21 protein-coding genes are annotated in these 18,563 nt (G+C 73.6%); 11 read left to right on the top strand and 10 right to left on the bottom strand.

Annotation, left to right across the window (positions count from 1 at the left end):
- Window positions 1-375 precede the first annotated feature (375 nt).
- The 4 genes from ACZ5CW_RS27650 to ACZ5CW_RS27635 all read left to right on the top strand — a co-directional run bounded on the left by ACZ5CW_RS27650 (window position 376) and on the right by ACZ5CW_RS27635 (window position 2,774).
- On the top strand, window positions 376-1,245 hold the full coding sequence (locus ACZ5CW_RS27650; RefSeq protein ID WP_468605939.1) for a class II glutamine amidotransferase: 870 nt from the start codon (window positions 376-378) through the stop codon (window positions 1,243-1,245).
- A gap of 64 nt (window positions 1,246-1,309) precedes the next feature.
- Window positions 1,310-2,155 carry a DUF1206 domain-containing protein gene (locus ACZ5CW_RS27645; protein ID WP_468605937.1) on the top strand — a complete coding sequence of 282 codons (846 nt, stop codon included), beginning with the start codon at window positions 1,310-1,312 and terminating at the stop codon, window positions 2,153-2,155.
- A 91-nt stretch (window positions 2,156-2,246) separates the two neighbouring features.
- Window positions 2,247-2,465 (top strand): twin-arginine translocase TatA/TatE family subunit, encoded by a 219-nt coding sequence (locus ACZ5CW_RS27640; protein ID WP_468605935.1) that lies wholly within the window; start codon window positions 2,247-2,249, stop codon window positions 2,463-2,465.
- A 75-nt stretch (window positions 2,466-2,540) separates the two neighbouring features.
- Complete coding sequence (locus ACZ5CW_RS27635) at window positions 2,541-2,774, top strand: hypothetical protein (protein ID WP_468605933.1); 234 nt, start codon at window positions 2,541-2,543, stop codon at window positions 2,772-2,774.
- Window positions 2,775-2,826: 52 nt separating this feature from the next.
- On the opposite strand, the gene ACZ5CW_RS27630 is transcribed toward ACZ5CW_RS27635, so the two are convergent.
- Together ACZ5CW_RS27630 and ACZ5CW_RS27625 are read right to left on the bottom strand one after the other, a co-directional pair.
- The gene (locus ACZ5CW_RS27630; protein ID WP_468605931.1) at window positions 2,827-4,350 is read right to left on the bottom strand and encodes an LCP family protein; all 1,524 of its coding nucleotides are present in this window, start codon (window positions 4,348-4,350) and stop codon (window positions 2,827-2,829) included.
- Between the two features lie 209 nt (window positions 4,351-4,559).
- Window positions 4,560-5,003, bottom strand: a complete 444-nt coding sequence (locus ACZ5CW_RS27625) for a hypothetical protein (RefSeq protein ID WP_468605929.1) — start codon at window positions 5,001-5,003, stop codon at window positions 4,560-4,562.
- 168 nt (window positions 5,004-5,171) lie between these two features.
- On the opposite strand from ACZ5CW_RS27625, the gene ACZ5CW_RS27620 reads away from it, so the two are divergent.
- Window positions 5,172-5,435, top strand: coding sequence for a GlsB/YeaQ/YmgE family stress response membrane protein (locus tag ACZ5CW_RS27620; RefSeq protein WP_468605927.1), 264 nt, complete (start codon window positions 5,172-5,174; stop codon window positions 5,433-5,435).
- A 290-nt stretch (window positions 5,436-5,725) separates the two neighbouring features.
- On the opposite strand, the gene ACZ5CW_RS27615 is transcribed toward ACZ5CW_RS27620, so the two are convergent.
- Both ACZ5CW_RS27615 and ACZ5CW_RS27610 read right to left on the bottom strand, forming a co-directional pair.
- The gene (locus tag ACZ5CW_RS27615; protein WP_468605925.1) at window positions 5,726-6,574 is read right to left on the bottom strand and encodes an alpha/beta fold hydrolase; all 849 of its coding nucleotides are present in this window, start codon (window positions 6,572-6,574) and stop codon (window positions 5,726-5,728) included.
- A gap of 209 nt (window positions 6,575-6,783) precedes the next feature.
- Window positions 6,784-7,233 carry an ATP-binding protein gene (locus ACZ5CW_RS27610; RefSeq protein WP_468605923.1) on the bottom strand — a complete coding sequence of 150 codons (450 nt, stop codon included), beginning with the start codon at window positions 7,231-7,233 and terminating at the stop codon, window positions 6,784-6,786.
- A 246-nt stretch (window positions 7,234-7,479) separates the two neighbouring features.
- Here ACZ5CW_RS27610 and ACZ5CW_RS27605 point away from each other — a divergent pair, with 246 nt between their 5' ends.
- The 3 genes from ACZ5CW_RS27605 (at window position 7,480) to ACZ5CW_RS27595 (ending at window position 9,576) form a co-directional block, all read left to right on the top strand.
- Entirely contained in the window at window positions 7,480-7,851 is a 372-nt protein-coding gene (locus ACZ5CW_RS27605) for an STAS domain-containing protein (protein ID WP_468605921.1), read from the top strand.
- Between the two features lie 55 nt (window positions 7,852-7,906).
- Window positions 7,907-8,047 (top strand): hypothetical protein, encoded by a 141-nt coding sequence (locus ACZ5CW_RS27600; protein WP_468605919.1) that lies wholly within the window; start codon window positions 7,907-7,909, stop codon window positions 8,045-8,047.
- A 1,070-nt stretch (window positions 8,048-9,117) separates the two neighbouring features.
- Window positions 9,118-9,576: a cyclic nucleotide-binding domain-containing protein gene (locus ACZ5CW_RS27595; RefSeq protein WP_468605917.1), complete on the top strand. Its 459-nt coding sequence runs from the start codon at window positions 9,118-9,120 to the stop codon at window positions 9,574-9,576.
- 126 nt (window positions 9,577-9,702) lie between these two features.
- Here the strand turns inward: ACZ5CW_RS27595 and ACZ5CW_RS27590 are convergent, their stop codons facing one another.
- Both ACZ5CW_RS27590 and ACZ5CW_RS27585 read right to left on the bottom strand, forming a co-directional pair.
- Complete coding sequence (locus ACZ5CW_RS27590; protein WP_468605915.1) at window positions 9,703-10,299, bottom strand: Rv1733c family protein; 597 nt, start codon at window positions 10,297-10,299, stop codon at window positions 9,703-9,705.
- Between the two features lie 286 nt (window positions 10,300-10,585).
- A complete protein-coding gene (locus ACZ5CW_RS27585; protein ID WP_468605913.1) occupies window positions 10,586-12,304 on the bottom strand; it encodes a sensor histidine kinase in 1,719 nt (572 codons plus the stop codon).
- Between the two features lie 365 nt (window positions 12,305-12,669).
- On the opposite strand from ACZ5CW_RS27585, the gene ACZ5CW_RS27580 reads away from it, so the two are divergent.
- Window positions 12,670-13,065: an STAS domain-containing protein gene (locus ACZ5CW_RS27580; protein ID WP_468605911.1), complete on the top strand. Its 396-nt coding sequence runs from the start codon at window positions 12,670-12,672 to the stop codon at window positions 13,063-13,065.
- Here the strand turns inward: ACZ5CW_RS27580 and ACZ5CW_RS27575 are convergent.
- The gene (locus tag ACZ5CW_RS27575) at window positions 13,062-13,970 is read right to left on the bottom strand and encodes a universal stress protein (RefSeq protein WP_468605966.1); all 909 of its coding nucleotides are present in this window, start codon (window positions 13,968-13,970) and stop codon (window positions 13,062-13,064) included. The two genes, ACZ5CW_RS27580 and ACZ5CW_RS27575, sit on opposite strands and share 4 nt — an antisense overlap.
- A 233-nt stretch (window positions 13,971-14,203) precedes the next feature.
- Here ACZ5CW_RS27575 and ACZ5CW_RS27570 point away from each other — a divergent pair, with 233 nt between their 5' ends.
- Complete coding sequence (locus ACZ5CW_RS27570; protein WP_468605909.1) at window positions 14,204-14,887, top strand: response regulator; 684 nt, start codon at window positions 14,204-14,206, stop codon at window positions 14,885-14,887.
- 112 nt (window positions 14,888-14,999) lie between these two features.
- On the opposite strand, the gene ACZ5CW_RS27565 is transcribed toward ACZ5CW_RS27570, so the two are convergent.
- From ACZ5CW_RS27565 to ACZ5CW_RS27555, 3 genes are all read right to left on the bottom strand, one after another.
- On the bottom strand, window positions 15,000-15,443 hold the full coding sequence (locus ACZ5CW_RS27565) for a universal stress protein (protein WP_468605907.1): 444 nt from the start codon (window positions 15,441-15,443) through the stop codon (window positions 15,000-15,002).
- A 146-nt stretch (window positions 15,444-15,589) separates the two neighbouring features.
- A complete protein-coding gene (locus ACZ5CW_RS27560) occupies window positions 15,590-16,330 on the bottom strand; it encodes a TIGR03943 family putative permease subunit (protein WP_468605905.1) in 741 nt (246 codons plus the stop codon).
- On the bottom strand, window positions 16,327-17,364 hold the full coding sequence (locus ACZ5CW_RS27555; protein ID WP_468605903.1) for a permease: 1,038 nt from the start codon (window positions 17,362-17,364) through the stop codon (window positions 16,327-16,329). The genes ACZ5CW_RS27560 and ACZ5CW_RS27555 overlap by 4 nt, the downstream gene beginning before the upstream one ends.
- Before the next feature lie 194 nt (window positions 17,365-17,558).
- Between ACZ5CW_RS27555 and ACZ5CW_RS27550 the strand changes: the two genes are divergently transcribed.
- Window positions 17,559-18,377, top strand: a complete 819-nt coding sequence (locus ACZ5CW_RS27550) for a serine hydrolase (RefSeq protein WP_468605901.1) — start codon at window positions 17,559-17,561, stop codon at window positions 18,375-18,377.
- Window positions 18,378-18,563: the final 186 nt, after the last annotated feature.

Raw genomic sequence — 18,563 nt, 5'->3', positions numbered from 1 at the left:
GCGCGTCCCGGGGAGCCACGCCACAAGGATCGGCGACCTCGGGCAACCCGGCTGCCGTCCGCGTCACCTGGCCCGCCACGGTCTGCGCTGTCATGGTGTTCCCCTCCCGGATGGGTCCGTCACTGCCGGTGTCGTCAACGACACGCCGACTACCCGGCCACCCGGGATGCATGCCTGTCCCGCACAAGATCGACGGCTGACGGGGCCGGCCGGGCGGGACGCGCCCTCGGCACGTCCCGCCTCGGGCGCCCCGCGCGCCACATGCGGGGGTGCGCCGAGCGCGGGACCATGGTCATCAGGCCACTGCACGGTCACGGCCTCCGGCGGGAGACCGGCCACGGCCTCCCGCGGAGGCCGGAGACGAAGGAGGATGTCGTGTGCCGCCTTTTCGGGCTGAGCAGCTCTCCCCTGCGCACGTACGCCACGTTCTGGCTGCTGGACGCCCCCGACAGTCTCAGCGCCCAGAGTCGCCGCGAACCCGACGGCACCGGCCTGGGCTACTTCGCCGGGGACGGCACCCCTGAGGTGCACAAGGCACCGATCGCCGCCTACGAGGACCGTGCCTTCGCCCAGGAGGCCCGGCAGGTGGAGTCGGCCACCTTCCTCGCCCACATCCGTTACGCCTCGACCGGAGGCCTGGACGTGCGCAACACCCACCCCTTCGAGCAGGAGGGGCGGCTGTTCGCGCACAACGGCGTGATCGAGGGGCTCGACGCACTCGACCGCCACTTGGGCGCGGACCTCTCGCTGGTGCGCGGCGACACCGATTCCGAGCGCTTCTTCGCCCTGGTGACCCGGGAGACCGCGGCGCACGGCGGCGACGTGTCCGCGGGCATCGTCTCGGCGGCACGCTGGACGGCCGAGAACCTGCCCCTGTACGCCCTCAACATCGTTCTCGTCACCGTCGAGGGCCTGTGGGCCCTGCGGTATCCCGCCACGCACGAGCTGTACGTGCTCCAGCGTCCCGCGGGCGGCCATCACGGATCGCGGCATCTGGACCACAGCGGCCGCCACGGCCGGCTGCGCGTACGCTCCGCGGGCCTGGGCGACCGTCCCGCGGTCGTGGTGGCCAGTGAGCCCCTGGACGAGAACCCGCACTGGCGGCTCATGGAGTCCGGCGAGCTGCTGCACGTCGACCACCGTCTGCACACCACATCGCGGCTCGCCCTGCCCGACCCACCGGTCCGTCCCCTCACTCTCGCCGACCTGCGCCCCACCGCGGCCGCCTCGCAGCGGACCGGGTAGCGGCGTGCGCGGCCACGGCCCGTGGACCAGGTGTCGGACCGGGGCGCGGGGGCATCGGCGAGGTATGGGGACACAGTCATGGGAACTGCGGGGACGCTTTCAGGCCCGCCGGGCGGCCGACAGCACGGCGATGGCCGCCGCGGCCCGGGCGGGGTTCGCCGCGCGCGGGCTGATCTACGTACTCGTGAGCGTCATCGCGCTGCAGATCGCGTTCGACGGTGACGGCGGCGGGCAGCAGGCCGACCGCGGTGGTGCTCTCGACGAGCTGGCCGGCAAGCCGTTCGGGTCGGTGATGCTGTGGGTCGTGGGGATCGCGCTCGCGGGCATGGGACTGTGGCGGCTGTCGGAGGCGGTCTTCGGCGGGGCGGGCCCCAAGGGTTCCCGGCTCACCAAGCGGGCGGCGAACGCGGGCCGTTTCGCCTTCTACGTCTTCCTGTCGTACTCGGTGCTGTCCTATGCGGCCGGGAACCGGGGCAGCGGCAGCGGTTCCTCCGACAAGCACACCGACGACGTCACCGCAGAGGCGCTCAAGTGGCCGGGCGGCCAGTGGATCGTGGGGATCGCGGGTGCGGCCGTGGTGGTCGCCGGGCTGTGGATCGCGGTCCGGGCCGCGCGGCGGAAGTTCCGCGAGGACCTGCGGACCACGGACATGTCACGGCGGACGGAGCGGGTCTGCGACGTCCTGGGCGTGACGGGCGGTACGGCGCGCGGGGTCGTCTTCGCCGTCGCGGGCGTGTTCGCCGTGGTCGCGGCCGTCCAGCATCAGCCCGGCAAGGCCAAGGGCATGGACGACACCCTGCGCGCCTTCCGGGATCTGCCCGCCGGGCCCTGGCTGCTCGCCGTGATCGCGCTCGGTCTGGCCGCGTTCGGTCTCTTCTCGTGGTGCGACGCGCGCTGGCGCAGGATCTGAGGGGCCCGCGCACCGGGGCGGGCTTGTCGGACGATCACCCGCCGGGAGATACTTCTACAACACTGTAGATTGCATGCGGAGGGCAGGTCCGATGTTCGGCTTGAGCGAGCTGGCCGTGATCCTGGTGGTCGTCGCCGTGGTGCTCGGGATCAGGAAACTGCCCGAACTGACGCGGTCGGCCGGCAAGGCGGCCCGCATCTTCAAGAGCGAAGCCGGGGCGCTCAGGGATCAGGACGCGGCGCCGTCCGGTTCGGACCGGGTGATCAGCGGCTCCGTCGTCGACCGGGACTCGACCGCACCGCGCCCCTGACCTGCCACGACGCCGAAGGGCCGGCCGTGACCCGTCTCACGCGGCGGAGACTTGCGCAACCTTTAAACTGTCGCCGTGGAGACGACCGAGGTGACCGGCTGGGAGATCGCGGTGCTCGACGGAGGGCCCGCGGACGGACTGCGGATGAAGGTCTCCGACCGGCCGCGCGTGATCCAGGTGACGTACCCCTGCCGGCTGGAGGCCGAGTCCGTCGACGGCGTGCGCGCGGAAGCGGTGTACCTCTACCGCCGCGACTACACCGTGACCGACGGGCCTGTGCGGTACGGCTTCGACATCGCCAGCCCCTGATCGCCCGAGCCCCGGACCCCGGCGCACCGACCGCCGGTCCGGGGCCTGCTCGTCATGCGTCGGAGTCGGGCTTGCTCCGCGCCGCGGCGTAGGCCTGGGACGGCGTCATCGGCACCCCGTTGAGTTCCACCGTCCGGTAGGGGCTGACCCTGGCGCAGGCCTCGGCCTGGTCGGCGGTGGAGGCGTGGGCGTCGGAGACCGCGGCCCTGGTGTCGGCGGGCGCGGGCGCGGAGGCGCCGCCCGGGTAGCTGGTGCCGCTGGGCCAGTCGCTGCCGACCACGAGGGTCAGGCCGGTGCCGGTGCCCTGCTTCAGCCGTGCGCCGGACAGACCGAGCGCCCTGGCGACCGTCCGGGCCGCGCCCTTCTGGCCGGTGCCGTAGGTGAGGGTGGTGGTCGCGGCGGGGCTCGGGGCGTTGCCCGTGGTCGTGGCGGGGCTGAAACCCTGCTCGGTCAGGGCGGTGGCGACCGCGGAGGCGCGGCCGGTGATACCGGTGCCGTTCTCCACCGTGACGGCGATCTCGGACGCGGGCACCGCCGGGGCGGTGGCCGTGGGCTTCGCGGTCGCGGAGGCCGCGGTGGACTTCTTGCCCGACCCGGCGGTCAGCGACCGGTCGCCGGCGATCGCGGCGAACAGGGACTTCGCGCCCGCGCCGACCACCACACGGTCGCTGTTGCCCGGATCGGGGGCCGTCTGCATCGTCGTGAAGGTGATCCGCTTGGCCGGCACCTTGTTGACATCGGTCGCGAGCCCGATCAGCTTCTTCACCGAGCCGAGGCCGTCGTCCACGGTCAGCGCCTTGGTGGCGGCGTCGGCGAGGGCGTAGACGGCGGTGGGGTCGGTGAGTGTGCCCGCGCTCTTGAACTTGCGGATCATCGCGCTGAGGAAGATGTGCTGCGAGACGGTCCGGCCCAGGTCGCTGCCGTCGCCGAAGCCGTGCCGGGAGCGGACGAACTCCAGGGCCGCGACACCCTTCAGGGTGTGGGTGCCCCGGGACAGCTTCAGGTGCGAGTAGGTGTCGTAGACGTCGTCGCTGACACATACCGGGACACCGCCGACCGCGTCGGACATCTTGACCACGCCGGAGAAGTCGAGCTTGACGAAGTGGTCGATGGGAATGCCGGTGAGCCGGTGGACGGTGGCCACCTGGCAGGCGGGACCGTACTGCAGCGCGCTGTTGATCTGCCCGTAGTAGCCCTTCGTGGACTGGCCCGAGTCACTGTCCTTGCAGGCCGGGACCTTGGTCATGGTGTCGCGCGGGATGCTCATCACGGTGGCGTCGGAGCGGTCCGCGGATATGTGCAGCACCATCTGCACGTCCGCGTTGCTGCCGGACTGCACGCCGGTCCTCGAGCAGCCGCCGCCCAGCTTGCAGTCCGCCTTGCTGGTGCGGCCGTCCGAGCCCATCACCAGGATGTTGATCGGGGTACGGCCGAAGGCGTCGGCCTTCTCCGTGCCGCCCTTGCCGTCGAGCGAGACGCTGTGGATGTTGCCGTTCAGGTGCTGGTAGAACCACCAGCCGGCGCCGGAGGTGACCACGATGAGCACGGACAGGCATGTCCCGAGGATCCTCAGCATCCGCCTGCCGCGGGAGCGGGCGGTCGGCCGACCCGGAACCCGGCCACCGGGCGGACGCGTCCCGCCGGAGCCGGCCGATCGCTGCCCGGGCACCCGTGCGCCGGCGCTACGCGTGGCCTGACCTGCGGTCCCGTCCCACGGGTCGCTCATCTCCCACCCCCATGGTTCACCTCGGTTGCGTGGTTGCGCAATGTAACAAACCCGGGGTGTCAGCAGCACTCAGCTCCCCGTCGGAGGCGCGGGCGGGGCGGGGTGGCGGGGAAGGAGGTGCCGTGGACGTCGCGGCCCAGGACCACCGGGCCGGAGAAGGTGCCGCCGCTGATCGCGTTGTGCAGGTCGGCGTCGCCGGTGCGCAGCTCGCGCGCCCGCTCGTGCCAGTCCCACGGACCGGCCGAGAAGCCTGCGTCGACGGCGGCCCGGACGACCAGGGCCGTGCTCAGCGCCTGGGCGCGCGCCAGGTCGGCCGGAGCCTCCCGCAGCCGGGCCGGCTCCGCCCCGCCGGAGCCGACCTCGGGAGCATCGGCCGCCTCACCGGTGCCCCGCCGGAACGGGCGCCGCACCAGCGCGCCGAGCGCGGCCCAGGCCTGCCACCCGGCCTCACCGCCGGCGCCGCCCGCCGGCGCCCCCAGCAGTGCCCCTGAAACCGGGCCCACCCCGCACCCTCCTTCCCGCCCGGCCACCCTCACCGGCGGTGGCCACCTCACGAGTGCCCGCGGTCGCAGCTGACACCCCCTCAAGTCTGCCTGCCGTACGGACAGGCGTGGCGCAATTTCGAACGGGCACTCGTATGCCATCGACGACAGAGGGGTGGCATACCAGTCATGGAGATATCCGGGATCATCAGCGCGCTCGTCATCGGCATCGTGATCGGCGTCCTCGGACGGCTCGCCGTCCCCGGCCGCCAGCACATCGGCATCCTGTGGACGATCGTGATCGGTATCGTCGCCGCCTTCATCGGAACCGCCGTCGCGGCCGGTGTCGGTGTCGCGGACACCAAGGGCGTCGACTGGGTCGAATGGCTCATCCAGATCGCCCTCGCGGCACTCGGCGTGGCCGCGCTGAGCCGGGTCATGGTGCGGCACTGACGCCGCCGGACGGAGCCCGTCATCGGCCGGCCCGGCCCAACGGCCCCCAGCGGACCAGGTGTTCCGGTGGGGGCCCTGTGCGTCGGGAGGCACCGGGGAGGCGAACCGACCGGCGGTGGCCGGAAGACGGGTGCGGACCTGCGGTGCGGCGTTACGGCATGCGGTGCGGCGCCACGGCAGTTTCACGAAGGGGCGGGAAGGCGCCGTCGACGACCCCTGAGTCGGGCCCGCCGGAGTCGCCGTGGCACGCCCCCCACGACAAGGCGGCGCCGTGCGGTGCGGGAGATCGCTCAGCGGGTATCGGTGGGGCCCTCCCACAACTGCGGCACGCGGCCTCCGTCGCTGAGCAGTTGGGTGGCCAGGGCCCGCAGCGCCGCCGCGAACACCGCCGGGCCCCGGAGGAACTCTATGTGGATGCCCGGGAACTCGGCCCACCGCGCGCCGATCCGGCGGGCGATCTCCACCGAGGGCCGCGCGTAGTACGTGCCGCGATCCTCCGCGCCGGCGCCGAGCACGATGGGGAACGGCGCGGCCCGCAGCGCCGCCTCGTCGGGTTGGAAGCCGGCGAAGGCCGCCCACTCGGATCCGAAGAGATGGTCCTGGTTGCCCAGGAACCGCTGCCACAGATCGTCGGGCCAGCGATAGGTGCCCTCCCCGCGCACCGTCTCCGCGAACCGCCGGCCCGCCGCGGGTCCGCCGCCCGCGGCGTACCGTGCGGCCAGCTCCGGGAAGAAGCCTCGCGCGGGGTCGCCCTCGGGCAGGACGTTCACCGCGGGCGGTTCGTGGGCGATCAGGCCCGCGGCCACCTCGGGATGCGACGCGGCGAGGGTGAGCCCGATGATCGCGCCTCCGCTGTTGCCGAAGACCAGCGCCCGCCCGCCGGCCAGAGCGACGATGAGGTCACGGGCGTCGGCCGACTCCCGCGCCAGCCGCATGGGGGTGCCGCACCGCCCGGTACTGCGGGAGTTGCCCCGCCGGTCGTAGGTGATCACGGTGAAGGCGTCGGCCAGTTCGGCGGCGATGCCGGAGTAGTACCCGGCGTCTCCTCCCGCCCCGCTGATGAGCAGCAGGGCGGGGCCGCTTCCGCGCACCTCGTAGTACAGCTCGGCTCCGTCGGCCTCGACCGTGCCACTGCGCATCGTGCGCTCCGTTCTCCGCGAGGCGGGCCGGTTCACCTGGTGGCCTGTCAGTGTGTCCGACGTGGCCGGGGCGGCGGGTGCGACACGGCCGTGCGGCGGGTGCGACCGGGCACGGCCGTGCGACGGGTACGACACGGCCGGCCGCCGTTCACCGGCGTGGCCGACACGGTCGCCGATGGCCGCCCGTCGGGTCGTGCGCGGTGCGCGCGTCAGCGGGGGCCGGGTGCGGTGAGGCCGCCGACGGGGTCGTCCCACAGGGCGATCCGGGCGGTGATGCGCTTGCCGACCGGCTCCCGGCGCGCCTCGAAGCCCTGGACGACGGCCATCACGATCTCCAGACCGTGCTGGCCCACCCGGCCCGGATCGGCGGCCCTGGCCACCGGCAGGACGGGATCGCTGTCCCAGACCTCCAGCTCTACCGCCCCGTCGGCGATCCGCGCCCGCAGCAGCACCGGGCCGGGCGCGTACTTGCAGGCGTTGGTGACCAGCTCGCTGACCACCAACCGGGCCAGATGCATCGTGCGGGCCGTCACCGGCAGCCCGTGCACGGCCTGCGCCCGGGCGAGGAAGGCTCCCGCCCGGTCGCGGGCCTCGGCGATGCACCCGCCGTCGCCGCCGTCGAGTTCGACCGCGATGTGCGGCGGCTCGTGGTCCGGCACCGAGGGCCCCTCGTGGAGGGCGCCCGATTCCCTTCGGACATGCTTCGTCACCCCGTTCACGGATGCGCGTGTACCCGCCTTCGCGCCCCGCACACCTGCCGGTCACGAACGCGCGGGCTGGGTGGGACAGGGGCGGGAGCGGGCGGGCGCTGAGCGGGGCCGGGTAGGCATCCCGCGGGCGATCCGGGGCAGCCACCTGGTGGGGGAAGCTCTGGTCAAGAATCGTCGAGCGTTGTCGAGGGATACGTGACAGACACTGCGGACACCAAGGAACCGGCCGATCCGGACCGGTTGGCGATCAGCCGTGCCGTCGTCGACGGCGTCGCCGTGGTCACGGTGACCGGGGAGATCGACCACCACACCTCCGGTCTGCTCCGCCAGGCGCTGGCGCCCGAAGAGCCCGCGGCGGCAGCACGCACCGTCGCGGACTTCACCGGCGTGGCCTTCATGGACTCCAGCGGCATCAACGCCCTCATCGCCGCCCACCAGGCCCACGGCCCGAGCGGCCGGCTGCGGCTCGCGGGAGTCCGCAGGCCGGTCCTGCGGACCCTGGAGATCGTCGGCCTCACCGCCCTCATCGACTGTTGCCCGAGCGTCCGCGACGCCCTGGAGTCCTGAGTTCTGTCCGATGCCCGCGGGGGGCTGAGGGGAGGACGGAGTCCGCTGTCCGGCCATGTCGTCCAGGGCGGCCGGCTCCCCGGCCTCGGCGGACGCCGTCCTGCCCGAGACGCCCCCGTCCACCACCGGGCGGCGTACGACGAGCTTGCTCACCTCGAACGACATCTCGGCCGTCTCCGGTGCCGGAGCGGGGTGATAACGGCCCGCGCAGACCGACAGGTTGACGAGGAGACAGGCGTGCCGGCCACGTCCCACGCCGCGCCCGTCCGAGAAGACCCGCGAGCCGTTCACCCACCACGCGACGGAGCGGGCCCCGAACTCGGTCCGCAGGTCCGCCCAGGCGCCGGGGCCGACGGCGTCGTCGCGGAAGGAGGAGCCGGTACCGCGCACGTGGTTGCCGAACTCCAGGAGGTCCGGATGGTCCGGGTGGTACTCGAAGCGTCGATCTCCTGGTCGCCGTCGCGCCAGGTCCAGATCGCCGGCCACGCCCCGACCTCGCGGGGCGGCCGCACCCGGGCCTCCAGCACGTCGCCGGGACGCGGCCGGAAGCCCTGCGCGCCGCCCTCCGTGGTCAGCAGGCCGTGTTCCACCCGCCGGGCCCCCGTCGGGATAGGCCCATGACCGGCCCGCCACCCACTGTCCCGTGTCCGTGAAGTCCGCGGTGAGGACGACCTCGGTCGGTGCCGGCGACAGGGGCGCTGAGCCGGGAACGGGCCGTCCGGAGTCGGTTGCTGCATGCCGGATGTCTCACCCGCTGCGCCCCGGCCATGCGCCGAGGGCCGCACAGAGCCACCGGAACAACCCCTTCGGGGGACGCGACGGCGAGACGCGGACCCGGGTACGCGGGTGGGCCGCCGTCTGCCGGGCAGGTACGGACGCGGAATCCGGGCCCGCCGGCCCTGGTGGGCCGGAGATTTCCGTGGTGTGCTGGTAGTGGCGGGAAGGACTCGAGACAGACGCGGAGAAGCGGACGGGAACCGCGCACCGCGCAATCAGGATCCGCGAGAAGCGGATGGCCCTTCCCGCCCTGACCTGCCCCTCGCGTTTCCGGTCCTCCCCTTCGCGCTGCCGGTCCCGCCCTTCGCGCTGCCGGTCCTGTCCTTCGCGCTGCCGGCGTGCGCGGCGTGCCGTTCACCGGGGCGCGGGCCGAAGGGCCCCGGGAGGGTCCGAGCGGCCCATGGTGCCGGGTGCCGGGGCTGCCCACGCTGGGAACAGCAGGGCACGACGCCCGCGCCGGGAGCACAAGGCCCGAACGGAGCCGGTGCGATGACCTCCGCCACCACCATGACCACGGCCCTCGAGTCCGTGCACCGCGACCGGCTGATGCGCCTCGCGCGTGAGGCCTTCTTCGCGGCCGGCGCCCGCCTGTTCGAGGAGGGCCGGCGCGCCGACCGCTTCTGGATCGTGCGCACCGGCACCGTCGCCCTCGACCTGCATGTGCCCGGCCGTCGCCCCGCCGTCATCGAGACGCTGGGGCACGGCGAACTCATCGGCTGGTCCTGGCATTTCCCGCCCTACGTCTGGCATCTGGGCGCCGAGGCGATGAGCCCGGTGCGGGCCTACGAGTTCGAGGCAGGGGCCGTGCGCGAGAGGTGCGTCGAGGACCCGGAGTTCGGGCGGGCGATCGCGGTCTGGGTCGGGCGGGTGGTCGCGCAGCGGCTGCATGCCTCCCGGGTCCGGCTGCTGGACCTGTACGCCCCGTACGGGAGCGGCGGGCTGGTCTGAACTCGGTGCCGCCGCGGCACGGGGCGTCGAGGGTGTCGTGGGGGCGAACCGCGGGGGTGCCGTAGGGGTGGACCGCCGTCTCGTCGCGGCCGGCGAGGAGTGACGGCACCGGCAGGCGGCCGCCGTTCAGGCACCGCTGAAATTGCCCCACCGGGGCCCGATCTGCTTCCACTCCTCGTCCCACTCGGCCATGCGGCGCCGGATGAGCCGGCTGCGGACGACCCAGCCCGCGCACCAGACGACCGCTCCGGCCGACGGGGCCACCAGCGCACCGGTGAGGGCAGCCTGCAGGTCGGCCGCGGCTCCGGTGACGGGTGCCGAGACCACCCGGTCCGCCTGGTTCGTCCACACCGTCATCCGGCTTCCGGCGGACGCTCCCGGGAAGACCTTCGCCCGGTCGGTGTGCACCGAACCGTCCGCGTCCGTCCAGCGCACGGTGGCCCAGACCCGGCCGTCGTCGTATCCGGACCCGGCAGGCGGTGTCCGCGCCGCGTCGTCGGTCAGGACGGCGGACACGGCCTGCAGTTGGGCCCGGCGGGCCGAGAACGCCGCATCGGAGGCGTGCGCGGCGACGACACCCGCGAAAGCCCCGCCGACGAGGACGAGCAACCAGGTGGCGAGGACGATCCAGGCCTCGACGACGTCGCTGTGCCGTCGGAGCGGGTTGCGCCGCCATCGCCACAGCCGTACCGGGGTGACCGTCGTGGGAGGTGTCCGGGTCATCGTCACCGCCTCCTCTCGTCCGCCGGCGGCTCCGCCTCACGGCGCGCCGGTCCGGTCGGCGTCGGCAGGTCCGGGTCGAGGTCCGGGCGCCGGGGCGGCCCGGTCAGCGCGCGCCGTGCGTCCACCACGCCCGCACGGAGCGCGCGAGGCGGACGGCCGGCGGGCACGGGCCGGTCTCCCGGACCCGGCCACCGAGTGTCACACCACCATCGTGCACCCCGAGCCGGATCGCGGCTCTGCGGACGCCGAAAAGGGCCCCGGCGGCCGCGCGCCTCGCGGGGAACGCCTACGCCCCGGGCAGCGGGACCCGCCACTCCACCCTGGCCCCGTCGCCGTCGCCACCGCTCACCTCGAGCCGGCCGCCGAACTGTTCCGCCCGCTGCGCCATGTTCCGCAGGCCGCTGCGCCGGCCGTCGGGAGGGATGCCGACGCCGTTGTCGCGGACGCTGAGGCGCACCTCACGGCCGTCGGTGGCGAGCAGGATCTCGGCCCGGTCGGCGTGCGCGTGCCGGGCGACATTGGCGAGGGCCTCCGAGAGCACGGCCACCACGTTGTCGGCGATCTCGCGCGGTACGTCGGTGTCGACGAGGCCCTCCATGCGCACGCTGGGCGCGAAGCCGAGCACCCGGGCCGTCTCGCCGGCCACGCGGACGACCCGGGCCCGTAGTCCGCTCTCGGCGGAGCCGGCGCGTGCTCGCAGTCCGAAGATCGTCGATCTGATGATCTTGATGGTCTCGTCGAGGTCGTCGACGGCCCGCAGCACCCGTTCGGCGGCTTCCGGGTGCTCGATGAAGCGGCCCGCGCTCTGCAGGGTCATCCCGGTGGCGAAGAGTCGCTGAATGGCCAGGTCGTGGAGGTCTCGGGCGATCCGGTCGCGGTCCTCCAGCAACGCGATCTGCTGGGCGTCCTGCCGCCGCTCGGCCAGTTCCATGGCGATCGCGGCCTGCGCGGCGAAGCCCTGGAGCATCTCGGTCTCCTTCTTGGAGAAGACCGGGCACCCGGACGCGCGCGCCACCAGGACCACACCTCGCACGCCGCCCTCGCCGGTGCCGATGGGGACGGCCACGGCGGGACCCAGTCCGCGGAAGCGCGGGGGTTCGGGGGAGATCCGGTCGTCGTGGACGACGTCGTCGCTGGTGACCGGGACAGCGGCGGAGAAGGCCAGGCCCATCAGACTGTTTCCGAGCGGCAGGACGAGTCCGCGGTGCACCTCCGCCTCCGCCCCGACGGCGATCTCCACGGAAAGGGCGTCGATGTCCTCCATGGGCATCGCGACGGCCGCGAGGGCCGAGCCCGTGATCTCGCGGGCCCGCTCCGCGATGAGGTCCAGGGCCTCGGCTCGTGCGCTGCCGGACATCAGGCTGTGGCCGATCTCCGCGTTCGCCAGCAGCCAGCGCTCACGCAGCCGGGACTCCTCGTACAGCCGGGCGTTGTCGATGGCGACGCCCGCGGCGACGGCCAGCGTCGACAACACCGACTCGTCCTCCTCGTCGAACTCCGCCCCGCTGCGCTTCTCGGTCAGGTAGAGGTTGCCGAAGACCTGGTCGCGGACCCGGATCGGAACGCCGAGGAAGCTGTTCATCGGCGGATGCCCCGGCGGGAAGCCGTACGAGGCGGGGTGCTCGGAGATCTTCGACAGGCGCAGGGACTGCGGGTGGCGGATCAGCTCGCCGAGGATGCCGTGCCCCTCCGGGAACGGGCCGATCCGCTTGATCTCCTCCTCGCTCACACCGACGGTGTGGAAGGCGGACAGCCTCTTTCCGTCCGGGCCGATGACGCCCAGGGCGGCGTACTCGGCGTCCACCAGGACCGCCGCGGCCTCCACGATGGAGCGCAGGGCCTGTTCCAGGTCCAGTTCCCGGCCGACGGAGAGCAACGCCTCCAGCAGGCTGTGCACGCGGTCGCGGGTCCCTCGGGCCGCGTCGATCCTGGCCTGCAACTCCTCCAGCAGTTCGTCGAGCTTGAGCTGCGGCAGTCGTACACGGGGCGCCTCGGGGCTCGCCACCGTTCCTCCAGTGCCCTCGGTGCGGCGACCCGGAACAGTCGGGTCAATGCCACCGTAGCGGTACCCGGCCGGGGACGGCACGGGCACCCGGCGGACGGCACCGCGTACGACGTTCGCGACGGCGGCGGCCGCCCAGGGGCGGGATTTCCGGTCCGCCTTCTCAAGGGCCGAACGGCACTGGACAGGCCGCGCGCGCCGACCCACAGTGGGATCAGGAGCGGCACCGATCCCCCGCGGTGCCGCTCCGTCCGCATGCCGGCGCCACCCGCACCGGGGCGCGGCCGCGGTCCCGGTGCCGTGGACGGCCTCGAGCAAGGGCCGATCGGCCCTATCCGGCACCCCCGCGGTCGCGCTTCGCTTCTCCCATGTCCGAGAACCACACGCGGTCCGGGGCCGCGGAGCACGCCGGGCCCGCCGCCGTCGCGGTCCACCGTGCGCCCGGCGGGACGACGGTCCTCCCCCTCCACGGGGAGATCGACCTGCTGACCGCGCCCGCTCTGGCGGAACGGCTGGACGCGCTCACCGCGCACCCGCGCCCCGACCTGGTGCTGGACCTGCGGCCGGTCGGTTTCATCGACTGCTCCGGGCTGAGCGTCCTGTGCCGGGCCCGCAACCGGGCGCTGGCCCGGAGCGGCAGGCTGCGGCTGGTCGCGGACGACGTGGTTTTCCTGCGGCTGCTCCGCATGACGGGTCTGCGGGACGTCTTCGAGGTGCACCCGCGCATCCCCGAGCACCTGCCGGAGACCGGCAGCCTCCCTTAGTCGTCGCCGGGGGGAGACGACTCCTCGGCCGGGTGGGGCGGAGTGTCCGGTACGACGGCCACCGGGCAGGCCGCGTGGTGCAGCACGCCGTGGGCGACACGTCCCAGTTGCAGGCCGGCGCGGCCGACCCGGTGACGGGCGCCGACGACGAGCAGCCCGGCGTCGCGGGAGGCGGCCAGCAGGGCGTCGCGGGCGCGTCCCTCGACGGTGCGCCGGCGCAGCTCCAGGCCGTCCGGCGCGTCCCGCAGTGCTTTCTCCACCAGTTCGGCGGCTTCCCGTTCCGGTACGGGGGCGGGCTTGCCCGGGTGCGGCAGGTGACCGCGGACGGCGTGCCCGGCGCGCCGCCAGACGCGTACGGCCTCCAGCGGCACGCCGCGCAGCACGGCCTCCTCGGTGGCGAACCGCACGGCGGCGGAACTCGCGGGCCCGGCCACGCCGAGGACGATGCGTCCGGGGGGCCCGGACCGGACCTGGTGGTCGTGACCGCCGCGCAGCACGACCACCGGGCAGTGCGCGTGCCCGGCGACCGTCACGCCCACGGAGCCGAGGAGGACCTCGGCGATCCCGCTGCGGCCCCGGCTGCCCAGCACCACGGCGAGGGCGGTCAGGCTCTCCAGCACGAGCCCGCGCTCGGGCTCCTGGGGCAGCACATCGGTGGTGACGCTCAGTCCCGGCCGACGGCGCCGCGCGCGGTCCTCCGCGGTGCCGACGACGTCACGGGCCATCACCTCCTCGGCGGGCCTGCCGGCCTCCTGGGCGATCAGGGCGCCTTCGTAGCGTTCCCACAGCGAGGCGTACACCAGGCGCAGCGGTGCCCCGCGCAGGGCGGCCGCGTCGGCCGCCCAGTCCACGGCGCACAGGCTCGACTCGGAGCCGTCGACGCCGACGACGATCGGCCGTTCCATCATGGTCATCACCCCATGCGAAGACGAAGACGTTCCGGGCCCCGATGCGGTCGCGCGGAACGGCTGCCTCCCTACGTGCATTCTCCTCGGTGCGGAGCATCGGTCGCGCGGGGAGGGCCGCGCGTGCCGGAGCGGACAGGGCCGGTCGGCCCTAGTGCGTCGGGCCCGCTCGGGTGATGATCGGCCTCGTGGACGGCCCGCAGTCCATCCGACCGGGGAAACGAGAGGTCACCATGACCGAGACACGCACCTTCACGGAGCAGGACCCGATCCGGGTGTTCCTGCTGGACGACCACGAGGTGGTACGGCGCGGCCTGGCCGACCTCCTCGACGCGGAACCGGACATCTCCGTCGTCGGAGACGCCGACACCGTGGAACACGCGCTCGTCCGCGGCCCCGCCCTGCGCCCGCACGTCGCCGTGCTCGACGTACGCCTGCCGGACGGGAACGGCATCTCGGTCTGCCGGGAGCTGCGGGACCGGATGCCGGAGCTGGCGTGTCTGATGCTGACCTCGTTCGACGACGAGGACGCCCTGCTGGACGCGATCATGGCCGGGGCGTCCGGGTACGTGCTGAAGCAGATCAAGGGCTCGGACCTGGTGTCGGCCGTGCGTACGGTCGCGTCCGGGCAGTCGATGCTGGACCCCGCGACCACGGCCCGCCTGATGCGCTCCCTGCGGGCCGACCCGGCCGACACACCGTCGCTGCCGCCCGAGCTGGCGAGCCTGTCGCCGCGCGAACGGGACATCCTCGCCCTGATCGGCGACGGCCTCACCAACCGGGAGATCGGCAAGCGGCTGCACCTGTCGGAGAAGACCGTCAAGAACCACATCTCGCGGCTGCTGGCCAAGCTGGGCGTGCAGCGCCGGGTGCAGGCGGCGGTCCTCGCCTCCCACCTGGAGCCGTACCGGCCGTGACGGCGCGAGGACGGCGAAGGACCACCGCCTCGCGACGTTCACGACCACGGCCCCGCGGCACGCACGCCCACGGCCCCGCGGCACGCAACTCACCGCCCCGCGGCGTCCGCGTTCACGATTCCGTGGCGCGCACGATCACGACGGGGCAGCCGGCGTGCTGCGCCACGCGGTGGCTGACGGAACCGAGCAGAGCGCGGGCGAAGCCGCCTCTGCCCCGGCTGCCGACGACCAGGATCTCGGCGCCCTCGGCGGCCCGCAGCAGAACCTCGGCGGGGTTGCCGTGCGCCATATGGGTGGTGACGGAGGCGGCCGCGTCCGCGCCGAGCGCCTCGTTCAGTTCCTGGGCCATCCGCTGCCGGGCCTCGTCCTTGTCGACGTCCATGTCCACGGCGGGTGCCGACCATCCGTAGAGACCCGGCAGTTCCCATGCGGCGACCGCGTCCACGGTGCCGCCGACGAGGGCGGCGTAGCGTACGGCCCAGCGCACCGCCTCGTACGAGGACGGCGAGCCGTCGACCCCGACCACGACCCGGGGCCTGGAGACATCCCTGTCCATGTGTGTCACCTCTCCTGCGGCAGATGCGTCCGCCTCGCCCGTCGTCCCCTCGTCTCCACGCTGCGCGCGGCGGCGCCGGACCGCCAGAGAAGAGCGTCCGGCGGCATGACGGCGACGACCTCGCGGTAGGACTCCGCCACCGTGGGTCAGGACGGGCGCAGGGGCAGGTCGTCGGTGTAGGCGTTCACCGGCTGGGCGACGGGGCGGGCGTCCGTGACGTCGAGCGCCGCCTCCGCGGTCCGGGTGCCGAGGGCGCCCCGGGGATGCCAGGTGCCGGTCACCGCCAGCCAGGTGTCGGCGGGCGGTGCTTCGGAGCCGTACATCCGCACCTTGACGGTCTGTGAGTCCGCGGCGCAGCAGGTGAAGACGATCCGCGTGAGGTACCAGCCGTCGTCCTCCCCGGAGGGGGTGACGAAGCCCGTCAGCAGGACGGCGCGGCCCTTGATGGCCAGGCTGCGGTCCTGCTGGACCCGCTTGGTGAAGTTCGTGAGGGTCAGCGGCAGGGGGGAGGTCGCGGGCAGCGGAGCGAATCCCTTCTGCACGGTGACGGGCCGGCTGCCGGAGCGTGCCGCGGTGTAGGCGCCCAGGGCGGGCGGGGCGAGGAAGAGCAGGCTCAGTGCCGGGAGGAAGAGCAGCCAGGCGATGCGCGGGGTGCCGGAGTGGTCGTGGCCGTGGCCGTGGTCGTGGCCCGCCTCCGGAGCGCCGTGCCGCCCGCCCCGGGCGGCCGCCCCCGCCAGGCCGAGCAGCAGCAGGACCGCGCCGGAGGCGATCAGCGGGGGACGCAGTCCGGCCTTGACGTAGCGCAGGTAGGTGTCGGTGAACAGGGTCGTGTGCAGCAGGCCGACGCCGGTCAGGGTCAGGAGCAGTGACTGGACGGGGCGTTTCACAGCAGCGCGCCTCCGATCAGGACGCTCGCGGCGACGGCCACGATGGTGGTCGCGGTCGAGAACCGCCAGGCGAAGGCGCGCCCGAAGGTGCCCGCCTGCAGGGCGATGAGCTTCAGGTCGACCATGGGGCCGACGACCAGGAACGCGAGCCGCGCGGTGGGCGGGAATCCGGTGAGCGAGGCCGCGACGAACGCGTCGGCCTCCGAGCAGACGGCGAGCAGGACGGCGAGCGCGGCCAGGAAGAGCACCGACAGCCAGGGCGAGCCGGAGAAGGTGTCGAGGACGGAGCGTGGCACGGCGACGTTGAAGGTGGCGGCGGCCATGGCGCCGAGGACGAGGAAGCCTCCGGCGTGCAGGAAGTCGTGCTGGAAGCCGAGGCGGAACTCGGTCCGGCGGCTGTGGCCGTGCCGGTGGCCGGTGTGCCGGTGCCGCAGGGCCGGCCGCAGCCACTCCTCCTTGCCCAGCCAGAGCCACAGCCAGCCCATGACGGCCGCCGTGGCCAGGGAGGCGAGCAGCCGGGCGGCCACCATCGCGGGGTCGCCCGGGAAGGCGACGGCGGTGGCCGTCAGCACGACGGGGTTGACGGCGGGCGCGGAGAGCAGGAACGCGAAGGCGGCGGCCGGGGTGACGCCCCGGCGGATCAGGCTGCTCGCGACGGGGACGGAGGCGCACTCGCAGCCCGGCAGCACCGCGCCCGCGGCTCCGGCGACGGGCACGGCGAGGGCGGGCCGCTTCGGCAGCACCCGGGTGAAGAGATCGGCGGGTACGAAGGCGTTGATGGCGCCGGACAGGGCGGTGCCGAGGAGGAGGAAGGGAAGCGCCTGGACGGTGATCGCCAGGCAGACGGTGCGCCAGGCCTGGACGGCCGGCTGGTCCAGCCACTGTGTGTCCGCGAGGAGGGGCACGGCCGTGGCACCGGCCACGATCGTGAGAGCGGCGCCGAACGGCCACGGCCGGCCGCGGCGCAGGGGCGGAGTGACGGGTACGACCGTCGCACCGTCGACCCCACCAACCAATTCATCCGATTTTTCCATTATCACTCCGGATGTCGGTGTCTGGCTGACGATAGGCGAGGACGGCGACCCGGCCGTGCGTACACGCCGCCGCGGGAACGACCGGGCTCAGCGATGCGCCCCAACGGTGGCTCTTCTCACAATTCGGGGCGAACAGGGGCCGGAGTGACGGGAGCCACGTCGCCGGACGCGCGTTTTGTCTACGTTCATGACCCATGTCGTCCCACCTCTCCCCCACGGCACGTCGCACGGCCGGCGCCCTCGCGGCGTCGACAGCGGCCCTGCTCTCCCTCGGCCTGCTCACCCCGGCACCGGCGGCCGCCGCCGGCACCACGCCCGACCGCGGGAAGGCGGCGCACGCGACGGCGGCCGTGCTCGACCTGGACGGCCCCGGCCGCACACCGGTGGTCCACGGCACGGACACGGCGTACGACACGGCCAGCATCGTCAAGGTCGACATCCTCGCGGCGCTGCTGCTCAAGGCGCAGGACGCGGGACGGCACCTCACCGCCCAGGAGCGCGGACGCGCCGAGCCGATGATCACGCGCAGCGACAACGCGGCGGCCAACGCCCTGTGGCGGGAGATCGGCCGGTCCTCCGGTCTGGCCGCGGCCAACAAGCGCCTGGGGCTGACCTCGACCACCGGCGGCCCGGGCGCCAAGTGGGGGCTGACCCGGACGACCGCGAGCGACCAGATACGGCTGCTGCGCGCCGTGTTCGACACCGACAGGACGGCGACCGCGGGTTCCGCCGCGCTGAACGCGGAGTCCCGGGCCTACATCCGCACCCTGATGAGCCATGTCGTGTCCGAGCAGACCTGGGGGGTCTCGGCACTCTCCGGTTCCGGCCCCCGGGGGCCACTGAAGAACGGCTGGCTGCAGCGCAACCCCTCCGGCCTGTGGGACGTCAACAGCGTCGGACAGGTCACCGTGAAGGGACACCGGTATCTCGTCGCGGTCCTGTCGAACGGCAGCGCGTCCATGAGCGACGGCATCTCCCTGGTGGAGCGGACGGCACGCGACGCCATGGCCTGACGGCGGACCGGTACGGCACAGGGGCGGAGGAGTGGGTCAAACCGCTCCTCCGCCCCTGTGACACGCCTGTGACAGTCGGCGGACATCCCCATGAAGTCGGGCGCGCAATCTATTGAAACAAGGGCAAAAGGCCCTAATCGGTCAGAGACCTTCCCCGCTGTCGCCTCAGCGCAGCACCCCCCGAGC

This window comes from Streptomyces sp. NPDC031379, assembly GCF_055569615.1.
This window is presented reverse-complemented; position numbering and strand designations above follow the sequence as displayed.